Source organism: Flavobacterium araucananum (assembly GCF_002222055.1).
GTDB lineage: Bacteria > Bacteroidota > Bacteroidia > Flavobacteriales > Flavobacteriaceae > Flavobacterium > Flavobacterium araucananum.
The window spans coordinates 172,865-189,140 of sequence record NZ_MUGS01000004.1 but is presented as its reverse complement, the minus strand read 5'-3'; the positions used below and the strand labels follow the sequence as shown (position 1 = coordinate 189,140).

Annotated in this window: 14 protein-coding genes; 7 read left to right on the top strand and 7 right to left on the bottom strand. The window is 35.9% G+C overall.

Features of this window, described 5'->3' with window-relative positions; translation table 11 throughout:
- Positions 1 to 265: 265 nt before the first annotated feature.
- Positions 266 to 928 carry a FadR/GntR family transcriptional regulator gene (locus B0A64_RS03335; RefSeq protein ID WP_165769749.1) on the top strand — a complete coding sequence of 221 codons (663 nt, stop codon included), beginning with the start codon at positions 266 to 268 and terminating at the stop codon, positions 926 to 928.
- A 44-nt stretch (positions 929 to 972) separates the two neighbouring features.
- On the top strand, positions 973 to 2,211 hold the full coding sequence (locus tag B0A64_RS03330; RefSeq protein WP_089478127.1) for an MFS transporter: 1,239 nt from the start codon (positions 973 to 975) through the stop codon (positions 2,209 to 2,211).
- A 104-nt stretch (positions 2,212 to 2,315) separates the two neighbouring features.
- Here the strand turns inward: B0A64_RS03330 and B0A64_RS03325 are convergent, their stop codons facing one another.
- The 6 genes from B0A64_RS03325 to B0A64_RS03300 all read right to left on the bottom strand — a co-directional run bounded on the left by B0A64_RS03325 (position 2,316) and on the right by B0A64_RS03300 (position 8,262).
- A complete protein-coding gene (locus B0A64_RS03325; protein WP_089478126.1) occupies positions 2,316 to 3,344 on the bottom strand; it encodes a rod shape-determining protein in 1,029 nt (342 codons plus the stop codon).
- Between the two features lie 244 nt (positions 3,345 to 3,588).
- Positions 3,589 to 4,041: a hypothetical protein gene (locus B0A64_RS03320; protein ID WP_123875871.1), complete on the bottom strand. Its 453-nt coding sequence runs from the start codon at positions 4,039 to 4,041 to the stop codon at positions 3,589 to 3,591.
- Positions 4,042 to 4,156: 115 nt separating this feature from the next.
- A complete protein-coding gene (gene metQ, locus B0A64_RS03315; protein WP_089478124.1) occupies positions 4,157 to 4,975 on the bottom strand; it encodes a methionine ABC transporter substrate-binding lipoprotein MetQ in 819 nt (272 codons plus the stop codon).
- Between the two features lie 35 nt (positions 4,976 to 5,010).
- Positions 5,011 to 5,664 carry a methionine ABC transporter permease MetI gene (locus B0A64_RS03310; RefSeq protein ID WP_089478123.1) on the bottom strand — a complete coding sequence of 218 codons (654 nt, stop codon included), beginning with the start codon at positions 5,662 to 5,664 and terminating at the stop codon, positions 5,011 to 5,013.
- A complete protein-coding gene (gene metN / locus B0A64_RS03305) occupies positions 5,657 to 6,688 on the bottom strand; it encodes a methionine ABC transporter ATP-binding protein MetN (RefSeq protein ID WP_089478122.1) in 1,032 nt (343 codons plus the stop codon). Before metN ends, B0A64_RS03310 begins: the two co-directional genes overlap by 8 nt.
- A 575-nt stretch (positions 6,689 to 7,263) precedes the next feature.
- Positions 7,264 to 8,262 carry a quinone oxidoreductase family protein gene (locus B0A64_RS03300; protein ID WP_089478121.1) on the bottom strand — a complete coding sequence of 333 codons (999 nt, stop codon included), beginning with the start codon at positions 8,260 to 8,262 and terminating at the stop codon, positions 7,264 to 7,266.
- Positions 8,263 to 8,354: 92 nt separating this feature from the next.
- On the opposite strand from B0A64_RS03300, the gene B0A64_RS03295 reads away from it, so the two are divergent.
- The 5 genes from B0A64_RS03295 to B0A64_RS03275 all read left to right on the top strand — a co-directional run bounded on the left by B0A64_RS03295 (position 8,355) and on the right by B0A64_RS03275 (position 15,068).
- Entirely contained in the window at positions 8,355 to 8,735 is a 381-nt protein-coding gene (locus B0A64_RS03295; protein WP_089478120.1) for a winged helix-turn-helix transcriptional regulator, read from the top strand.
- Between the two features lie 263 nt (positions 8,736 to 8,998).
- A complete protein-coding gene (locus B0A64_RS03290) occupies positions 8,999 to 10,492 on the top strand; it encodes an ankyrin repeat domain-containing protein (protein WP_089478119.1) in 1,494 nt (497 codons plus the stop codon).
- A gap of 345 nt (positions 10,493 to 10,837) precedes the next feature.
- Positions 10,838 to 11,320: a DUF2271 domain-containing protein gene (locus tag B0A64_RS03285; protein ID WP_089478118.1), complete on the top strand. Its 483-nt coding sequence runs from the start codon at positions 10,838 to 10,840 to the stop codon at positions 11,318 to 11,320.
- 355 nt (positions 11,321 to 11,675) lie between these two features.
- The gene (locus B0A64_RS03280) at positions 11,676 to 13,865 is read left to right on the top strand and encodes a PepSY domain-containing protein (RefSeq protein ID WP_089478117.1); all 2,190 of its coding nucleotides are present in this window, start codon (positions 11,676 to 11,678) and stop codon (positions 13,863 to 13,865) included.
- 195 nt (positions 13,866 to 14,060) lie between these two features.
- The gene (locus B0A64_RS03275; RefSeq protein ID WP_089478116.1) at positions 14,061 to 15,068 is read left to right on the top strand and encodes an FAD:protein FMN transferase; all 1,008 of its coding nucleotides are present in this window, start codon (positions 14,061 to 14,063) and stop codon (positions 15,066 to 15,068) included.
- Between the two features lie 78 nt (positions 15,069 to 15,146).
- Here the strand turns inward: B0A64_RS03275 and B0A64_RS03270 are convergent, their stop codons facing one another.
- Positions 15,147 to 16,274, bottom strand: a complete 1,128-nt coding sequence (locus tag B0A64_RS03270; RefSeq protein WP_089478115.1) for an FAD-dependent oxidoreductase — start codon at positions 16,272 to 16,274, stop codon at positions 15,147 to 15,149.
- Between the last annotated feature and the right edge of the window lie 2 nt (positions 16,275 to 16,276).

Here is a 16,276-nt window from a genome sequence, read left to right as displayed (position 1 = left end):
ATAATTTACTTTAAAACTTGTTTTTAACCGCAAAGAGTAAAACCCCGAGATTTATCAGGATTCGCAAAACAGATAACTTTATTTGCTTTGCGATAGTTTTTATAGCCACAAATTGCACGAATTAGCACTACTTACAATTCTCATAAAGCTTTGTAAATTTTGCATCTTTTGATTCCATGTAATTAAAAAACTTTATGGCAAAAAATGGGATTACCTAAAATATTTTGATACTTTTGCAATCATCAGATGATATGATAATAGAATTATGACATTAATCAATAAAAAATCTCTCGCAGAAGAAGTTGCCTCCAAGTTACAGGAGCAAATCTCTTTAGGCCATTATAAGATTAATGACAAATTGCCAATTGAAGCAGAGCTGATGAAAAGTTTTGGTGTTGGCAGATCTTCTATCAGGGAAGCCACAAAATTGCTTGCTAATTTAGGCTTACTACGAATCCAGCAAGGCGTTGGCACATTTGTTCAGGAAGTAAGAAGTACGCGTGAACCTATGGATCATAGATTAATGCGTGCCAAGGTTCAGGATTTAGATGAAGTAAGACAATTATTAGAACTTAAGATTGCCGAAAAAGCCGCTATTCACAGAACCGAAGAAGATATAATTGCAATGAAACAACATCTCGCAGAGAGAATAAAAGCGGCAAACAAAGGTTTAATCGAAGAATGCATTGAGGCTGATATACAATTTCATATCGCTATTGCAGAAGCGTCAAAAAATGAAATTCTTGCCGATTTATACAAATCTGCTTCGATACATCTAAAAGCCGGTTTTTTGCATCTTTATGCTGATACTAAAATCTTTCAGGAAACTTATGCCATACACGAACAACTTTTAGATAACATTATTGCACAGGATCCTAAAAAAGCATGGAATACTGTTGCAAAAATTATTGGACATATTAATTACTAATTTTTTATCAAAATTCATCAGATGATCTGATTAATTATTACACTATGAAAACAAATACCACATTTACAAGCACGGGTTCTGACTCGAAGCAATTGGTCCAGCAAACTGTTTTTTCTATTTTGTTTACCATTAGCTTTACACACTTTATCAACGATATGTTGCAGGCTGTTGTTCCTGCTGTATATCCTATTATCAAAGACAAATTTCATTTGTCGTATACTCAAATTGGGTTAATTACTTTGTCATATCAACTTACAGCTTCAATTTTACAGCCTTTTATTGGTTTTTATACAGATAAAAAGCCCCGCCCATATTCCCTGGCAATTTCAATGGTTTTTACTATGGTTGGTCTGGCAGCAGTAGCAGTGGCCTCAAGTTTTGTAAATCTTTTACTGGCTGTTAGTTTAATAGGTATCGGATCTTCGATATTTCATCCTGAATCTTCAAGGGTTGCACACCTGGCATCCGGCGGAAAAAGAGGTTTGGCACAATCTATTTTTCAATTAGGCGGAAACGCAGGCAGTGCTATCGGACCTTTGCTTGCGGCAATAATTGTAGTGCCTTACGGACAATTAAATATTATCTGGTTTTGTATTGCTGCTGTTATTGGCATCGTAATTCTTTCGTTTGTTTCCAAATGGTATCAGGAACATTTAAATCTTAAAGCTAAAAATAAAACTGCAATTGTTGAAGTAAAACAGCATTCGCTTTCGAAACAAAAAGTCATTTTTTCGTTGGGTATTTTATTAGTACTTATATTTTCGAAATACTTTTATATGGCGAGTATGACGTATTATTATACTTTTTTTCTAATTGATAAATTTCACTTGTCTGTGCAGGAATCTCAGATTTATCTTTTTGTTTTTCTGGCTGCTGTAGCGGCGGGAACTTTATTTGGCGGAGTCTTAGGAGATCGTTTTGGCAGAAAATATATTATCTGGATTTCTATATTAGGTGTAGCTCCTTTTACATTATTATTGCCTTATGCTTCTCTTTTCTGGACCGGAATTTTATCTGTACTAATTGGTTTGATTATCTCGTCTGCTTTCTCAGCCATTTTGGTTTATGCTACTGAACTTGTTCCGGGAAAAGTAGGTTTGATAGCAGGGCTTTTCTTTGGTTTGGCCTTTGGTATGGGCGGACTGGGTTCTGCCATACTGGGAAAATTAGCCGATACAACCAGTATCGAATATGTTTTTAAGGTTTGTGCTTTCTTGCCCTTAATAGGTATTTTTACCTCTTTTCTTCCAAATATTGAAAGCAGGAAAACTACTCAAAAATAATTTATTTTAAGACAAATAAAGGTCTCTTACTAATTCTTATTATACCTAAAAAAGCGCTGAATTTATCAATTCAGCGCTTTTTGCTTTTAGCACAACAACAACCGTTATTTTATGACTACTCTTTTGTATCTGGCGATATCTTTCAGGACGATTCCCGTACCTCTTACTACAGCTCTCAAAGGATCATCTGCAATATAGACCGGCAGATCTGTCTTTTGTGAAATTCTTTTATCAAGACCCCGTAGCATTGCGCCACCTCCTGCGAGATACAATCCTGTATTGTAAATATCTGCTGCGAGTTCCGGAGGTGTCGATGCCAGGGTTACCATAATAGCATCTTCGATTCTTTGTATCGATTTATCTAATGCCCTTGCAATTTCTCTAAAGTTGACCTTGATCTCTTTTGGTTTTCCGGTAAGTAAATCTCTTCCCTGAACGGTGATATCATCAGGCGCATATTCGAGTTCTTCGAGTGCAGCGCCAACCTCAATTTTTATGCGCTCTCCGGAGGCTTCACCAATGTATAAATTATGATGTGTTCGCATATAAAATAAAATATCACTGGTAAAAACATCTCCGGCAATTTTTATCGATTTATCGCAAATAATCCCTCCAAGGGCGATAACAGCAATTTCTGTAGTTCCGCCCCCAATATCTACTATGATATTTCCTTTGGGCAGCATCACATCCAACCCTATCCCAATGGCGGCAGCCATAGGTTCATGAATCAGGAATACTTCTTTCCCGTTTACGCGTTCGCAGGATTCTTTTACGGCTCTCATTTCTACTTCGGTAATACCACTGGGTATACATACAACCATGCGCAATGCGGGTTTGAATAAATTTTTCTTTATTTCCGGTATATTATTTATAAACCAGCTGATCATTTTTTCTGATGCATCAAAATCTGCAATAACACCGTCTTTAAGCGGTCTGATTGTCTTGATATTCTCGTGTGTTTTACCTTGCATTAAACTCGCCTCTTTACCTACGGCGATAATTTTTCCGTTTCTAATGTCCCTTGCTACAATCGACGGACTATCGACTACAATTTTTCCGTCATAAATTATTAAAGTATTCGCCGTTCCCAGATCCATAGCTATTTCCACTATCATAAAATCAAATAAGCCCATAATATAGTTTTGTTTTACAACGGCACTATTCCTGTTTTTATTCTCTAAAAAAAAGCTAAATTCAAAATGGAAACGAGTAAAGTCAGATTTGTAAATAAATTAACTTACAATTCGTAAAATGTTTCTTACTAATCAAAAATACAGGGTAGCTATAAAAAAGTGCCTTTATAAAAGCTAAACAGAAATAACACGGATCCTGCAAGTAGAAATAACATAGAAATTAGTGCTTTTTTTAGAAAATATACTAATAATGATTAGAAGGCATTCCGCTTGCCGCCATCATTAGAAACCAAAAACAAAGACTAAAAAGCGAGAGAATTAAAATAAGTACAAAACTAATTAAATAGGATTTCCAAACTGCCTCATTGGTAGTTTTGGGATTTTTAATCAGCAGGAAAGCGTGAAAAATAAGGTTGATTGCTACTACTATCAAAAAGATAAATTCATTAAAATCAATTAGCAAAATCCCAATTGACAGCATAGTTACAGAAGACAATACTCCGAGAAGAATAATTTTTGCTCTTTGGTTTTTGATTTTAAAAACGAGATAAAAAGCATAAATAAAATAGGTTATCCCGCCAATAAATGCAAAATCATCATAACCGTGATTTGACATAAAAGTAAACACCAGAACAGGAAGAAGCACCACAACAAAAATGATGACGAGGTGTACCAATATCTTTTGAACAAGTTTCATTGTAAGGGCTAATGGACTGGCAATATATTAATTTCTCTTAGATTTTAAATAAAAAAAAGCGCTAAATCTCCCGATCCAGCGCTTTTTGTTTGCAACGAAATGCTGCATTATTTTATTACCAGCCTTTTACTGCTCCGCCTTTAAATTCGCGAACAGCTGCTTGTTCTACTTCTGCCGACTGAAAAGCTTGTAAAAACTGTTTTACTTTTTCTTCGTTTTTATTGTCCTCACGGCTTACCACCAAGTTTACATAAGGAGAATCTTTATCCTCGACAAACAAAGCATCACGTGACGGAATTAGTCCTGCCTGAGAAGCAAATGTATTATTGATAATGGCAATTGTTACGTTTTCATCATCAAGGGCCCTGGGCAATTGAGGAGCTTCTAATTCTAAAATTTTCAGGTTTTTAGGATTACTAACAATATCAGTAACTTTAGGCAATAAACCTACATTTGGACGAAGTTTCAACAGTCCGTTTTTTTCTAAAAGCAATAACGAGCGTCCACCATTTGTTGGATCATTTGGGATAATAATCGTGCTTTCGTTTTTTAATTCAGAAAGGCTTTTGATTTTTTTAGAATAGGCTGCAATTGGGTAAATAAACGTTTTCCCAATGATGGCTAATTTATATCCGCGTTGTTTGGATTGTTCGTCAAGATATGGTTTGTGCTGAAAAGCATTTGCATCGATATCTCCCTGACTTAAAGCTTCGTTAGGAATTACATAATCATTAAAAGAAATTAATTCTACTTCAAGACCATATTTGTCTTTGGCTACTTTTTTGGCAGCTTCGGCAACTTTATATTCCGGTCCTGTTGCAACTCCAACTTTTATGTAGTGCGGATCGTTGTTTTTACTTTTTCCGCAATTCGCCAATGAAAGTGTCAGGGCTAAAATTCCAACTGTTTTTAAAAAATTTAGTTTCGTATTCATTCTTGTATTTTTATTTATAATTTATAATTGGATCGTTATCTGTGGTCAAATCGTTTTGATAAGGCATCACCGGCAAACTGAATAATGAATACCAAAAGCACCAATAGTGCTAAAACGGAGTTCATCGTTACGGCATCATAACCAATGTATCCGTATTGATACCCTACTTGTCCTAAACCACCGGCTCCTACTGCTCCACCCATTGCAGAATATCCTACAAGTGTGATTAGTGTTATCGAAGCGGCATTTATTAACGAAGGCAAAGCCTCAGGAAGCAATACTTTGTATACAATTTGAAAAGGTGTTGCGCCCAGTGCTCTTGCAGCTTCGATTAATCCTGAAGGCAAACCTAAAAGACTATTCTCTACCAGTCTGGCAATAAACGGTGCTGCACCAATACTTAAAGGAACCAGCGCTGCACTTACCCCGATAGAGGTACCTACTAAGGCTCGCGTAAACGGAATCATCCAGACAATTAATATAATGAATGGAATGGAACGGAAAACGTTTACCAAAACCGATAAGGTCCTGTTTAAAAATGGTTGCTCGAGGATTTGATTTTTTCGGGTAAGAAAAAGCAAAATACCGGTTGGAAGTCCTAATACAAAACCAAAAAATCCAGACACAAATGTCATTACGATGGTTTCCCAGGTACCTTTTAATAATAAGTCAATAATAGCATCAGACATAACCTATAACTTCTGTTTTAATATGTTTAGAAATAAAATATTGGATCGCAGCTTCATAATTTTCGCGTTTCCCTGACAATTCGATCAGCATAACTCCAAAATTTACCTCTCCTGCCTGATCCATTTGTGCACTCACGATTTTGAAATTGGTGTCAAACAAGCGCGAAACTTCAGAAATAACAGGTTCATTTACTGATTTTCCGGTCATTTCAAGTCTTAATAACGGATTTAAACCTTCGCCATCTTCCTTTTGCAATCTTTCCTGATATACTCTCGGAATATCAAGATGCAAGGACGATGCAATAAATTCTTTAGTTAATTCATGCTTTGGGTCAGCAAAAATTTCTCCTACGCTTCCCTGCTCGATCAGTTTTCCGTGGCTGATTACTGCCACCTCATCACAAATCGATTTCACGACTTCCATTTGGTGCGTAATCAACAAAATCGTAATGTTTAGGCGTCGATTAATATCTTTCAACAAATTCAAAATCGATCTTGTCGTTGCCGGATCAAGCGCACTTGTTGCTTCGTCGCACAAAAGTACTTTCGGGTTATTGGCAAGTGTTCTTGCAATAGCAACACGTTGTTTTTGACCACCGGAAAGACTTGCAGGATAGTCGTTTGCTTTTTCTGCCAAACCTACTAATTGCAACAATTCTAAAACACGGGTTTGAATCGCTCCTTTTGAAACTCCTGCTAATTCTAATGGAAAAGCTACATTCTCGAAAACAGTACGGGATGAAAGCAGGTTAAAATGCTGAAAAATCATTCCTATTTGTCTTCTCTCAATCGCCAGCTGCGCATTCGATAATTGTATTAGTGATTTTCCATCTACAATAATTTCTCCCGAAGTTGGTCTTTCTAACAAGTTTACACAACGAATTAAAGTACTTTTTCCAGCTCCCGAAGTTCCAATTACACCAAATATTTTTCCTGGAGGAACTTTAAGCGAAACATCTGATAAGGCCGAAACAATTCGGTTTTTCTGATGAAAATTCTTGGTGACATTTTTTAATTCAATCATTTTTTTAATTCAGGTTAAATCTGTTACATCCACAGACATAAATACTTAGCTTTTCTAAAATTGTAAAATTTAAAATCAAAAAGCCTTTCAATTGATTATGAAAGGCTTCAGAAATAAATTATTTTATTTTTATATATAAGCCAGTTCATACCATCGCATAGTCGCACAACACATCATGTTGCTGTTATAATAGTTGGTATTCTGGTTATCGTTTTTCATTGCTGCGGCAAATTTAAAGAGATAATTTTGAATTTCAATGCAAAAATCCGAAACTTTTTTTATCCTATCAATATAGTAGACTGTTTTTTAATAATTTGGAGCTATTTCCTGCTGTACGCTATATCTTTTTGTCCGCCGCGGCAGACAAAAAGGATACCGCTCCCATCAGGGCTAGGGCACTTGTTTTTATAACAAGCATTGTTTTTTATGGCACACAGGCTTTACAGATTTACACGGATCTTTTACTCTGTTTCGATAGCTTTAAGTTTTCAATATTGACCAAGCTGTCTACAAATTCAAAAACTTAATTTCCCCGCATCCAATGATACCTCTAACTATCCTTCGTGAAACTGTTTTCATAGTGGGTTTATTTGCATGATTAATTTCTTTCCGTTGGTTTTATTCTCCCGGAGCATAGCGTGGGCTTTGAGGACTGTTGCGACTTCTAAGTCACCTATTATTTCGATAGTGGGTGGTGTAATCAACTTTTCCTGCACTAGTTTCGATAATTGTGTTAATCCGTGTTTATAATAATCATATCTCTGTTCAAGTCCATAGGCATAGTTAGAGATATTAAGAATTGTTGCTCCATTACTAAAAAGGACTTCACGAGAATCTGCTGTCAAAAAATTGGTAACATCAACAAAAGTTCCGTTGGTTTTTAAAAGTTTTGCTGCTGTAACGGCAATTTCATTTCCAACCAAATCAACAACAAAATCAAAACGTTCTTCATTATTTAAGGATAAAGCGGTTTCATAAACGGGTTCCTTTTTGTAATTGATGATCTGACCTTGTTTTATCCCCAATTCAAGCAATGAAGCAATACTGGTTTCGTTTCCGGCTGTAACAATAAGATTATGATTGCCATTTGCCAGCAGCAATTTAAGCAGCATACTCCCTACTCCGCCAGCAGCACCGGTTATAAAAATAGTATTCTTTGCATTGGCTTTCATCCTGCTAACAGATTGAAGTGCTGTTAATCCAACAGAAGGTATGGCAGCTGCCTGTTCAGGAGAAATAGTGTCCGGGGCATGCACCAGAATTTCTTCGGGAACACAAATATATTCAGCATAAGTACCATTCGATCCCATACTTCCGGAACCGCAAAAAACAGTATCTCCTATTTTAAAATCAATAACTTTCTCCCCAACTGCCGATACAACACCGCAAAACTCCCTGCCTAATATGGGCGAATGCAACAATTTGCGCTCCATAGCGTTTTGAGTCATTTGATAATCTATGGGGTTAAAACCTGCTGCCGTAATTTTTACCTGAACCTGATGTGCTATTGGTTTTGGTATACTAACTTCTTCGAGGTTAAAATTGCCATCCTGATGTAAAACGATTGCTTTCATTTTTCTTCTTTTATCCTACGAAATTATAGTGCAAATACTTTATTTTTGCTATGGGTTAACTCGAGGTAACCGGTTACCGAATAGAAACTACTATGGCAAAAATTAATGATAAAGGAACACTTCGCGAAGCCAATTGTTCAGAAGAACTGATGGCAATGCGTGATAGTCTGGATATTTTGGGAGGAAAATGGAAATTAATGATTTTACGTTTCCTGACCAACAGAACGCATCAGGTAATTCATTTTAAGAAAATGCAACGCGAAATCGATGGTATTTCTGCCAAGATGTTAAGTAAAGAATTAAAGGAATTAGAAATTAATTTACTTGTTTCCCGAACCGCACAACAAACAAAGCCTGCAACGGTAATTTATGCCATTACAGAATACGGTAAGTCTGTACTTCCGGTTACAGAAACATTGGTAAACTGGGGTTTAAACCATCGTAAAAAAATCATTGAAACGATTGATAAATAAGGATCGAATAGTTTGGTAAGTTTTAAAACAGAATTCCCGGTATTACTTCATAAAATAAAAATAGTCTAATTTTCGATTCAATCATTTTAAAACTTAAAAATGGATTAAAATTGGAGTTTCTTCCCTAAATAAAGTTGGTTTACTGATATTAATTTTTACATTTGCGTTATTTTTAATTATTCTAAATAGCTTTGATACAATAAGCTCTTTTAATACATTAAAAACAACCTTAAACGAATTTTAAAAACAATAAATACCTAAACATGAAAAAGAATATTTTTATCTCTTTTGCATTAGTCGCTACTTTATTTGTTAATGCTCAACAAAAAAACAGCTTATTAGAACAGTCTTTTTGGAAAACAGCTCCGGATGTTACCACTGTTAAAGCAGAAATAGCAAAAGGAAACAGCCCATCAGAAGCCAATGCAAATGCCTTTGATGTTGCCGTAATTGCTATTAATAATGATGCTCCTCTGGCAAGTATAAAATACATACTGGACCAACCCGGAAATCCTGTAAACAAATCAACCCATGACAATCGTATTTATTTGCACTGGGCAGCGTACAGAGGAAACACTGAACTGGTAGAATACCTAATTTCTAAAGGTTCTGATATTAATTTTGAAGACAGCCACGGTACGACTCCTATTGCATTTGCAGCAGTAAACGGTCAGGTTGATCCTAAACTATATGAAGCCTTTTTTAAGGCAGGAATAAATCCGAAGAAAAAATATGCTGATGATGCCAACTTATTGCTTATGGCTGTACCATTTGATAAAAATTTAGCCCTTTCAGATTATTTAATCACAAAAGGATTGTCCCTGAAAGATACAGACAAAAACGGAAATACTGCTTTTGATTATGCTGCAAGAACAGGAAATATAGAACTCCTGAAAAAACTGACTGAAAAAGGTATAAAACATACAGACAATGCCCTTTTGATTGCTACGCAAGGAATGCGCAGAGAAACAACTCCGCTTGAAACCTACAAATATTTAGTAGACGACGTAAAAATAAAAGCAACTGCTGTAAATAAATCCGGTGATAATGTGTTGCATCTTTTGGCAGGTAAACCCAATCAGACAGAAATAATTACATATTTCTTATCAAAAGGTGTTGATGCAAACAAAGTCAATACTGATGGCAATACACCTTTAATTATTGCTGCAGGAAGAGAAATTACCACATTAGAAAAATTAATCCCAGTAACTAAAAACATCAATTTACAGAATTTAAAAGGAGAATCGGCTTTGACATTTGCTGTAAGATCAGGAAGTCCTGAAGCAGTAACGCTCCTTTTGAGCAAAGGTGCAGATGTTAATGTAAAAGACAAAGACGGTAATAATTTAGGCGTTTATTTAGTACAATCTTACAGACCAGCAGGTCGTGGTGAAGCCAGTGCAACACAAAATCCTTTTGAAGCCAAAGCAAAATTACTTCAGGATAAAGGATTAAATCTCGCTGCTGCTCAAAAAGACGGAAGTACCTTATACCATTTTGCAATTGCGAAAAATGATTTGGCTTTGCTAAAAAAATTAACCGCTTTAAATATCGATATTAATGCAAAAAACAAAGATGGTATGACCGCGTTGCACAAAGCAGCAATGGTTGCCAAGGACGATTCTATTCTAAAATATTTAGTATCAATTGGTGCTAAAAAAGACATCAACACAGAGTTTGACGAAAGCGCTTATGCTCTGGCAAAAGAAAATGAATCCCTGACCAAAAACAACGTTTCGATCGAATTCCTGAAATAGTTTGAAGAAATTATAAATTAGGAGTTATTACCCGTTGGGTGTAATTACTTCGTCTCTTTGCTTTGCTTGGGTCAAAAAAAATATATTTAACACATAGAAACATAGATTTTTTTTAGCCAAAAAGAATGCAAAAAGAAATATATTTCATTCACATAGTCAGGCTGTGTGCATTTTAAATAAGTGAAACGCTTTTTTTAAAGGTTCAAAAGCTATGTTTCTATGTGTTAAAATTAATTACACACAACGGGTTAATTCTTAGTTAAACATTTAAAATCAAGCTCTTAATTCCTATTTTTTCATAATTCATAATTTACAATTCATAACTCATAACTCACAATTTATAACATGAAATCAATCTTTAAAATAGCGCTAACAGGGGTACTAATCTGTCTTATTTCTTTTCAGGCAAATGCTCAGGCAAGCAAATACAAATGCATGCTTCAAATGGCAAATTATATGGGAGAAGGTGCTTATATCGTAGTTTCGCTTATTAACGCTAACGGCGAGTACGAAAAAACACTTTATGTAATGGGCGACGATAAAAAATGGTACAAATCATTGAAGGAATGGAATAAATTTCAAACCGCTAAACCGGCTGATATCAGTGCAAAAACAGGAGCATCTGTAACGGGTGGCGATCGTAGCATAACAACCATAGAAATCGATGATTCTAAAATTAATAAAGGATATAAATTAAGATTTGAATCGGCTGTTGAAGATCAAAAATACTACGTAAACGATCTTGAAATTCCTCTTACAACCGAAGGACTGGCTGATAAAACAGAAGGAAAAGGTTATATCAGATACGTTAGATTAAACAAGATTTAATACTATCGTTTTACACAAACTTTGACAAAGTTGCCACAGATTTCAAGAAATTCTTTTGAGACTTTGACAAAGAGTAGCTAACTTGAATTGTCCATAAAGAGATGCGGATGATACAGATTTACAAAAGTAAAGTCGCGGATAAAAAACGGATTTAAAAATAATCAAAAATAAAATCCGTTTAATCCGTGTTTTCGCTTTAGCGAATCCGCGTAATCTGCGTTACTTTGGCAAAGTGTTAGTTAGAATTAAAAAATAAGAAGAGATTTTTTTTGTAGTACGAAAAAAATCAGTTCGAATCTTTTTAATCTGTCGCAAAAAAACTTTTACATTTGATTACATTTCAATAGATTACTCCATGACTCTTTCTTTTTGGCGTTACACACACCTGGCTCTGGCCTTGTTTTCTTCTTTGTTTTTAATACTGGCAGCAACAACAGGAATCATTCTGGCAGTAGACGCCATGCAGGAAAAAACACTTCCGTACCGGGTAGAAAACTTTGATACAATTACACTGGGAGAAATTTTACCGGTATTAAAAAAACAATACTCAGAAATTACAGAAATTAGTGTCGACCACAATCAATTTGTAACCCTGCAGGCTATCGATCCTGATGGCAACGACATCCATGCTTATATTAATCCTAAAACAGGGAAACAATTAGGCAAACCGGTTAAAAAAAGTGAATTTATTCAATGGGTTACAGGTTTTCATCGTTCGTTGTTTCTTCATGAAACAGGACGTTTTTTTGTTGGCGTTATTTCTTTTTTATTACTGCTTATTGCCCTTTCAGGTTTTGCTCTGGTGCTGAACAGACAAAGAGGGATTCGTAACTTTTTCTCGAAAGTGGTCAAAGAATATTTTGCCCAATATTATCATGTTGTTTTAGGCAGACTTGCTTTGATCCCAATTTTGATTATCGCCCTTACCGGAACCTATTTATCAGTAGAAAAGTTTAACTTTTTTATGGGTAAAGAGAAAAATCAAAAAGAAAAAACAGAAATCGTAAAAGCGACACCAGGCAAAACAGTTTCTATATTTGAAACTACCTTTTTGGCCGATGTAAAAAAAATAGAATTTCCGTTTACAGATGATCCAGAGGAATATTATAGCATTGAATTAAACGATCGTGAAATCGAAGTCAATCAGATCACGGGAGCTGTTGTTACAGAAAAACATTCACCAATAACGGTTCAATTATCAGATTTAAGCCTTGATCTTCATACCGGAAAAACCAATGCCATCTGGGCTTTTGTATTGGCACTTGCCAGTATTAATATTCTCTTTTTTATCTACTCCGGTTTTGCTATAACCTTAAAACGAAGATCAAGCCGTATAAAAAATAAATTTAAAGCCAACGAAAGTACTTTTATCTTATTAGTGGGTTCTGAAAACGGAAGCACGTTGCGATTTGCCAACGCAATCCTGAAACAATTAATTGCGCACGGAGAAAAAGCTTTTATTGCTGAACTGAATAGTTTTACTTTTTTCCCAAAAGCAGAACATATTATCGTGTTTTCTTCGACTCACGGATTGGGAGATGCACCTTCTAACGGAAATAAATTTGCATCGCTTTTAAAGAAATACCCTCAGGAACAAAAAATCAAGTACAGTATAGTTGGTTTTGGTTCGAAGGCATATCCTGATTTTTGCGATTTTGCCTTTGAAATTGACAAACAATTAGAAGTGCAAAATTGGGCAGAACGCATCTTAGACGTACAAACCGTAAACGACAAATCTGCAGAAGAATTTGTTGAAGCAATAAAATTATGGAGCACCAAAACCGGAATTCCATTATCGACAACACCATCCTTATACAACCACGCTCCTAAAGGTTTACAAAAATTAATGGTTTTAGACAAAACCCTTGTTTCTGCAAACGAACAAACTTTTATACTAACTCTAAGAGCAAATTTAAGAGCCAGATTCAGTTCAGGAGATTTACTGGCGATCTATCCGGCAAACGATACAAGAGAACGCCTCTACTCTATTGGTAACCATTCCGGAAACATACAATTGGTTGTCAAATTACATCCACACGGTCTGGGTTCAGAATTTTTGAACAGCCTCATACCGGGAAATACGATCAAAGCAAGGATCCTTGATAATAAAGCTTTTCATTTTCCTAAAAAAGCTGCTAAAGTTGCCCTGATCTCAAACGGAACCGGTATTGCACCTTTTCTTGGAATGATCGAACAAAACAAAACAAAAACGGAAACGCATTTGTATGCCGGATTCAGAATCGAAACGGAAACTGTTTTGGGCTATAAAAAGTTTACATCAGAAATGATCGCAAAACAAAAGCTGCATAGTTTTCATCTGGCTTTATCGCGCGAAGCAGAACATTTTTATGTAATGGATTTAATAAAACGCGATGCCAACTTTTTTATCGATTTGCTGCAACAAGGCGGCGTAATCCTGATTTGCGGCTCACTTGCAATGCAAAAAGATGTAGAAGCAATTCTGGATAAATTAAGTCTCGAAAAGAAAATGAAAACAATTTTAGAATATAAAGAAAATGGTCAGGTTTTAACCGATTGTTATTAATTGTAGATTGTAGATTTTTGATTGTAGATTTTTGATTTTTGATTTTTGATTTTTGATTCAACAAGTCCCATCGGGGTGACATATCTTTACTATCAAAATGAAAATATCGCTCCGCTGGAGCTTTAAAACGAATGCATCATTTGTCTATAAATATTTTGCTCCGCTGGAGCTTTTATAATTTTTTTTTTTAATATCATGCATAAATCAATCCTGTATAAATTTCTGTTTCTTTCTGTAATAATGTGCAGCTTCTCCGGCAATGCACAGGTTTTGCGCAAAAGAACGACGTTGCTTATGGGAGGTCGTTTTGATATTACTATTGTTGCAAAAGATTCTCTACTCGCAGAGCAAAACATCGATGAAGTAATTGCCGAAATTACCCGAATCGAAAATCTAATATCAGACTGGAAACCGGATTCACAAGTATCTCAAGTCAACCAGAATGCAGGGATTAAACCCATAAAAGTTGATCGTGAGGTTCTTGAATTAACGCAACGGGCGATACAATTTTCTGAGGCTACAAAAGGTGGTTTTGATGTAAGTTTTGCTGCTATGGACAGGATCTGGAAATTTGACGGATCGATGACAGAGATGCCTTCGGCAGAAGCCATAAAAAAATCAGTGGAGAAAGTGGGCTATAAAAATATCGTTTTAGATACTGTACAATCAACCATATTCCTAAAACTAAAAGGAATGAAAATAGGTTTTGGTGCTTTGGGCGAAGGATATGCAACAGATAAATGCCGAAATATGATGCTGGCAAAAGGTATAAAAGCCGGAATCGTAAACGGATCCGGCGATATGACAGCCTGGGGAAAACAACCCAATGGCAAAGACTGGAACATTGGGATGACAAATCCTTTTCATCCGGATACATTGTTTGCAGTAGTGCCGCTAAACAATGGTGCCGTAACAACCTCTGGCAGTTATGAAAAGTTTGTAATCTTTAATGGCAAACGCTATTCGCATATTATAAACCCCGCTACAGGTTATCCCGCTACAGGATTGTGCAGCGTATCTGTTTTTGGTCCAAACGCAGAAACGGCAAATGGCTTAAGTACTTCGCTTATGGTTTTAGGACAAACACAAGGTCTACTTCTTCTAAAAAAATATCCGGAGTACAGTTGTGTAATGATTACGGACAACGGAAAACTGGTAAAATCTAAAAACTTTAAAATCAAAAAATTTAAGCCCAGGCTTTAATTTCTTTTTTAGAAACGCGTTCCATAAAAAAGACAACCCGCTAAGATTGTCTTAAAATAAGGATGCTGAGTGTCTTTCTTATTGATATATTTTTTGAAAGGAGAAATTAGGATGCTGCATTTCCAATTCATTCTTTGCAGTTTCGAGCTGTGCTTTTTTTGCATAAACCATCATTTTTTGTTCATAATCTGAGACAGCAGCTTCTATAGTTTCAAATTTTTCATTTGTTAGATTATCAGATAAAATTAAGGCATCCAGTAAGCCACTATTGGCGCCCTGACCTGCAAAAGGCGGCATAATGTGCGCTGCATCGCCAATAAGGGTTATGGGCAAAGGACGAGTGTTTTTCCAAGGCTTATCTAAGGCTATTTTTCTTGTAGGCCATAATACAAAAGATCCTGTAGCGCAAAATAATTGCTTGTAATTTTCATGCCAATCCTGCAATTTGTCGCTAAGGTATGCAGCAATTTTCGTAGTATCGGGAACATCTCGTTGCATTGGGGTAAATGTTTCAGGCATCTTAAAAATCACACTATAACTCAATACATTACCATTTTTAGGGTTTGCTACCAACAAATTCCCGTCTTTGGCAATCATTATGATGTTATCGCTACACAATTTATAAAACTCCGGACACATCACTTTTGGGTCAGGAACCTCGCCTTGTATGATAAGGGTTCCCGTGTATTCGATAGTTGCATCCGTAACAAAAGCTCTGGCCTTAGACATCCCGCCATTGGCCGCAATGACAAAATCTGCCGTTGCACTTGGCTCATTTTCAAATTCTAAAAGCCACTTTCCGTTGTAGGCTTTAAGGTTCGTAAATTTTCGATCCCAGACTACAGTGTCGCTTTTCAGGCTATCAAGTAATAATTGTCTTAAATCGTTACGGTTAATCTCAGGGTTGTCATATTGATTTTGAGCTGTAGGTTTTTTAGAGAATAAAACCTCGCCCTGTTCATTGGCAATTGTTCTTCCCATAGGTTTTGCCTTTGCGAAATACGTTTCCAGCAATCCCGCTTTTTTCAGGGCGTCCTGTCCAGAACCTTTATGCAAGTCAAGTGTACCACCAGAAATTCTTGTCTTCGAGTCCTTGTCTCTTTCGTAAACCGTAACATCGATTCCGTTTTGTTGCAGTAATTTTGCCATAGTAAGACCAACAGGCCCTGCACCAATAATGGCTATTTTTTTATTTTTTAATAACATGA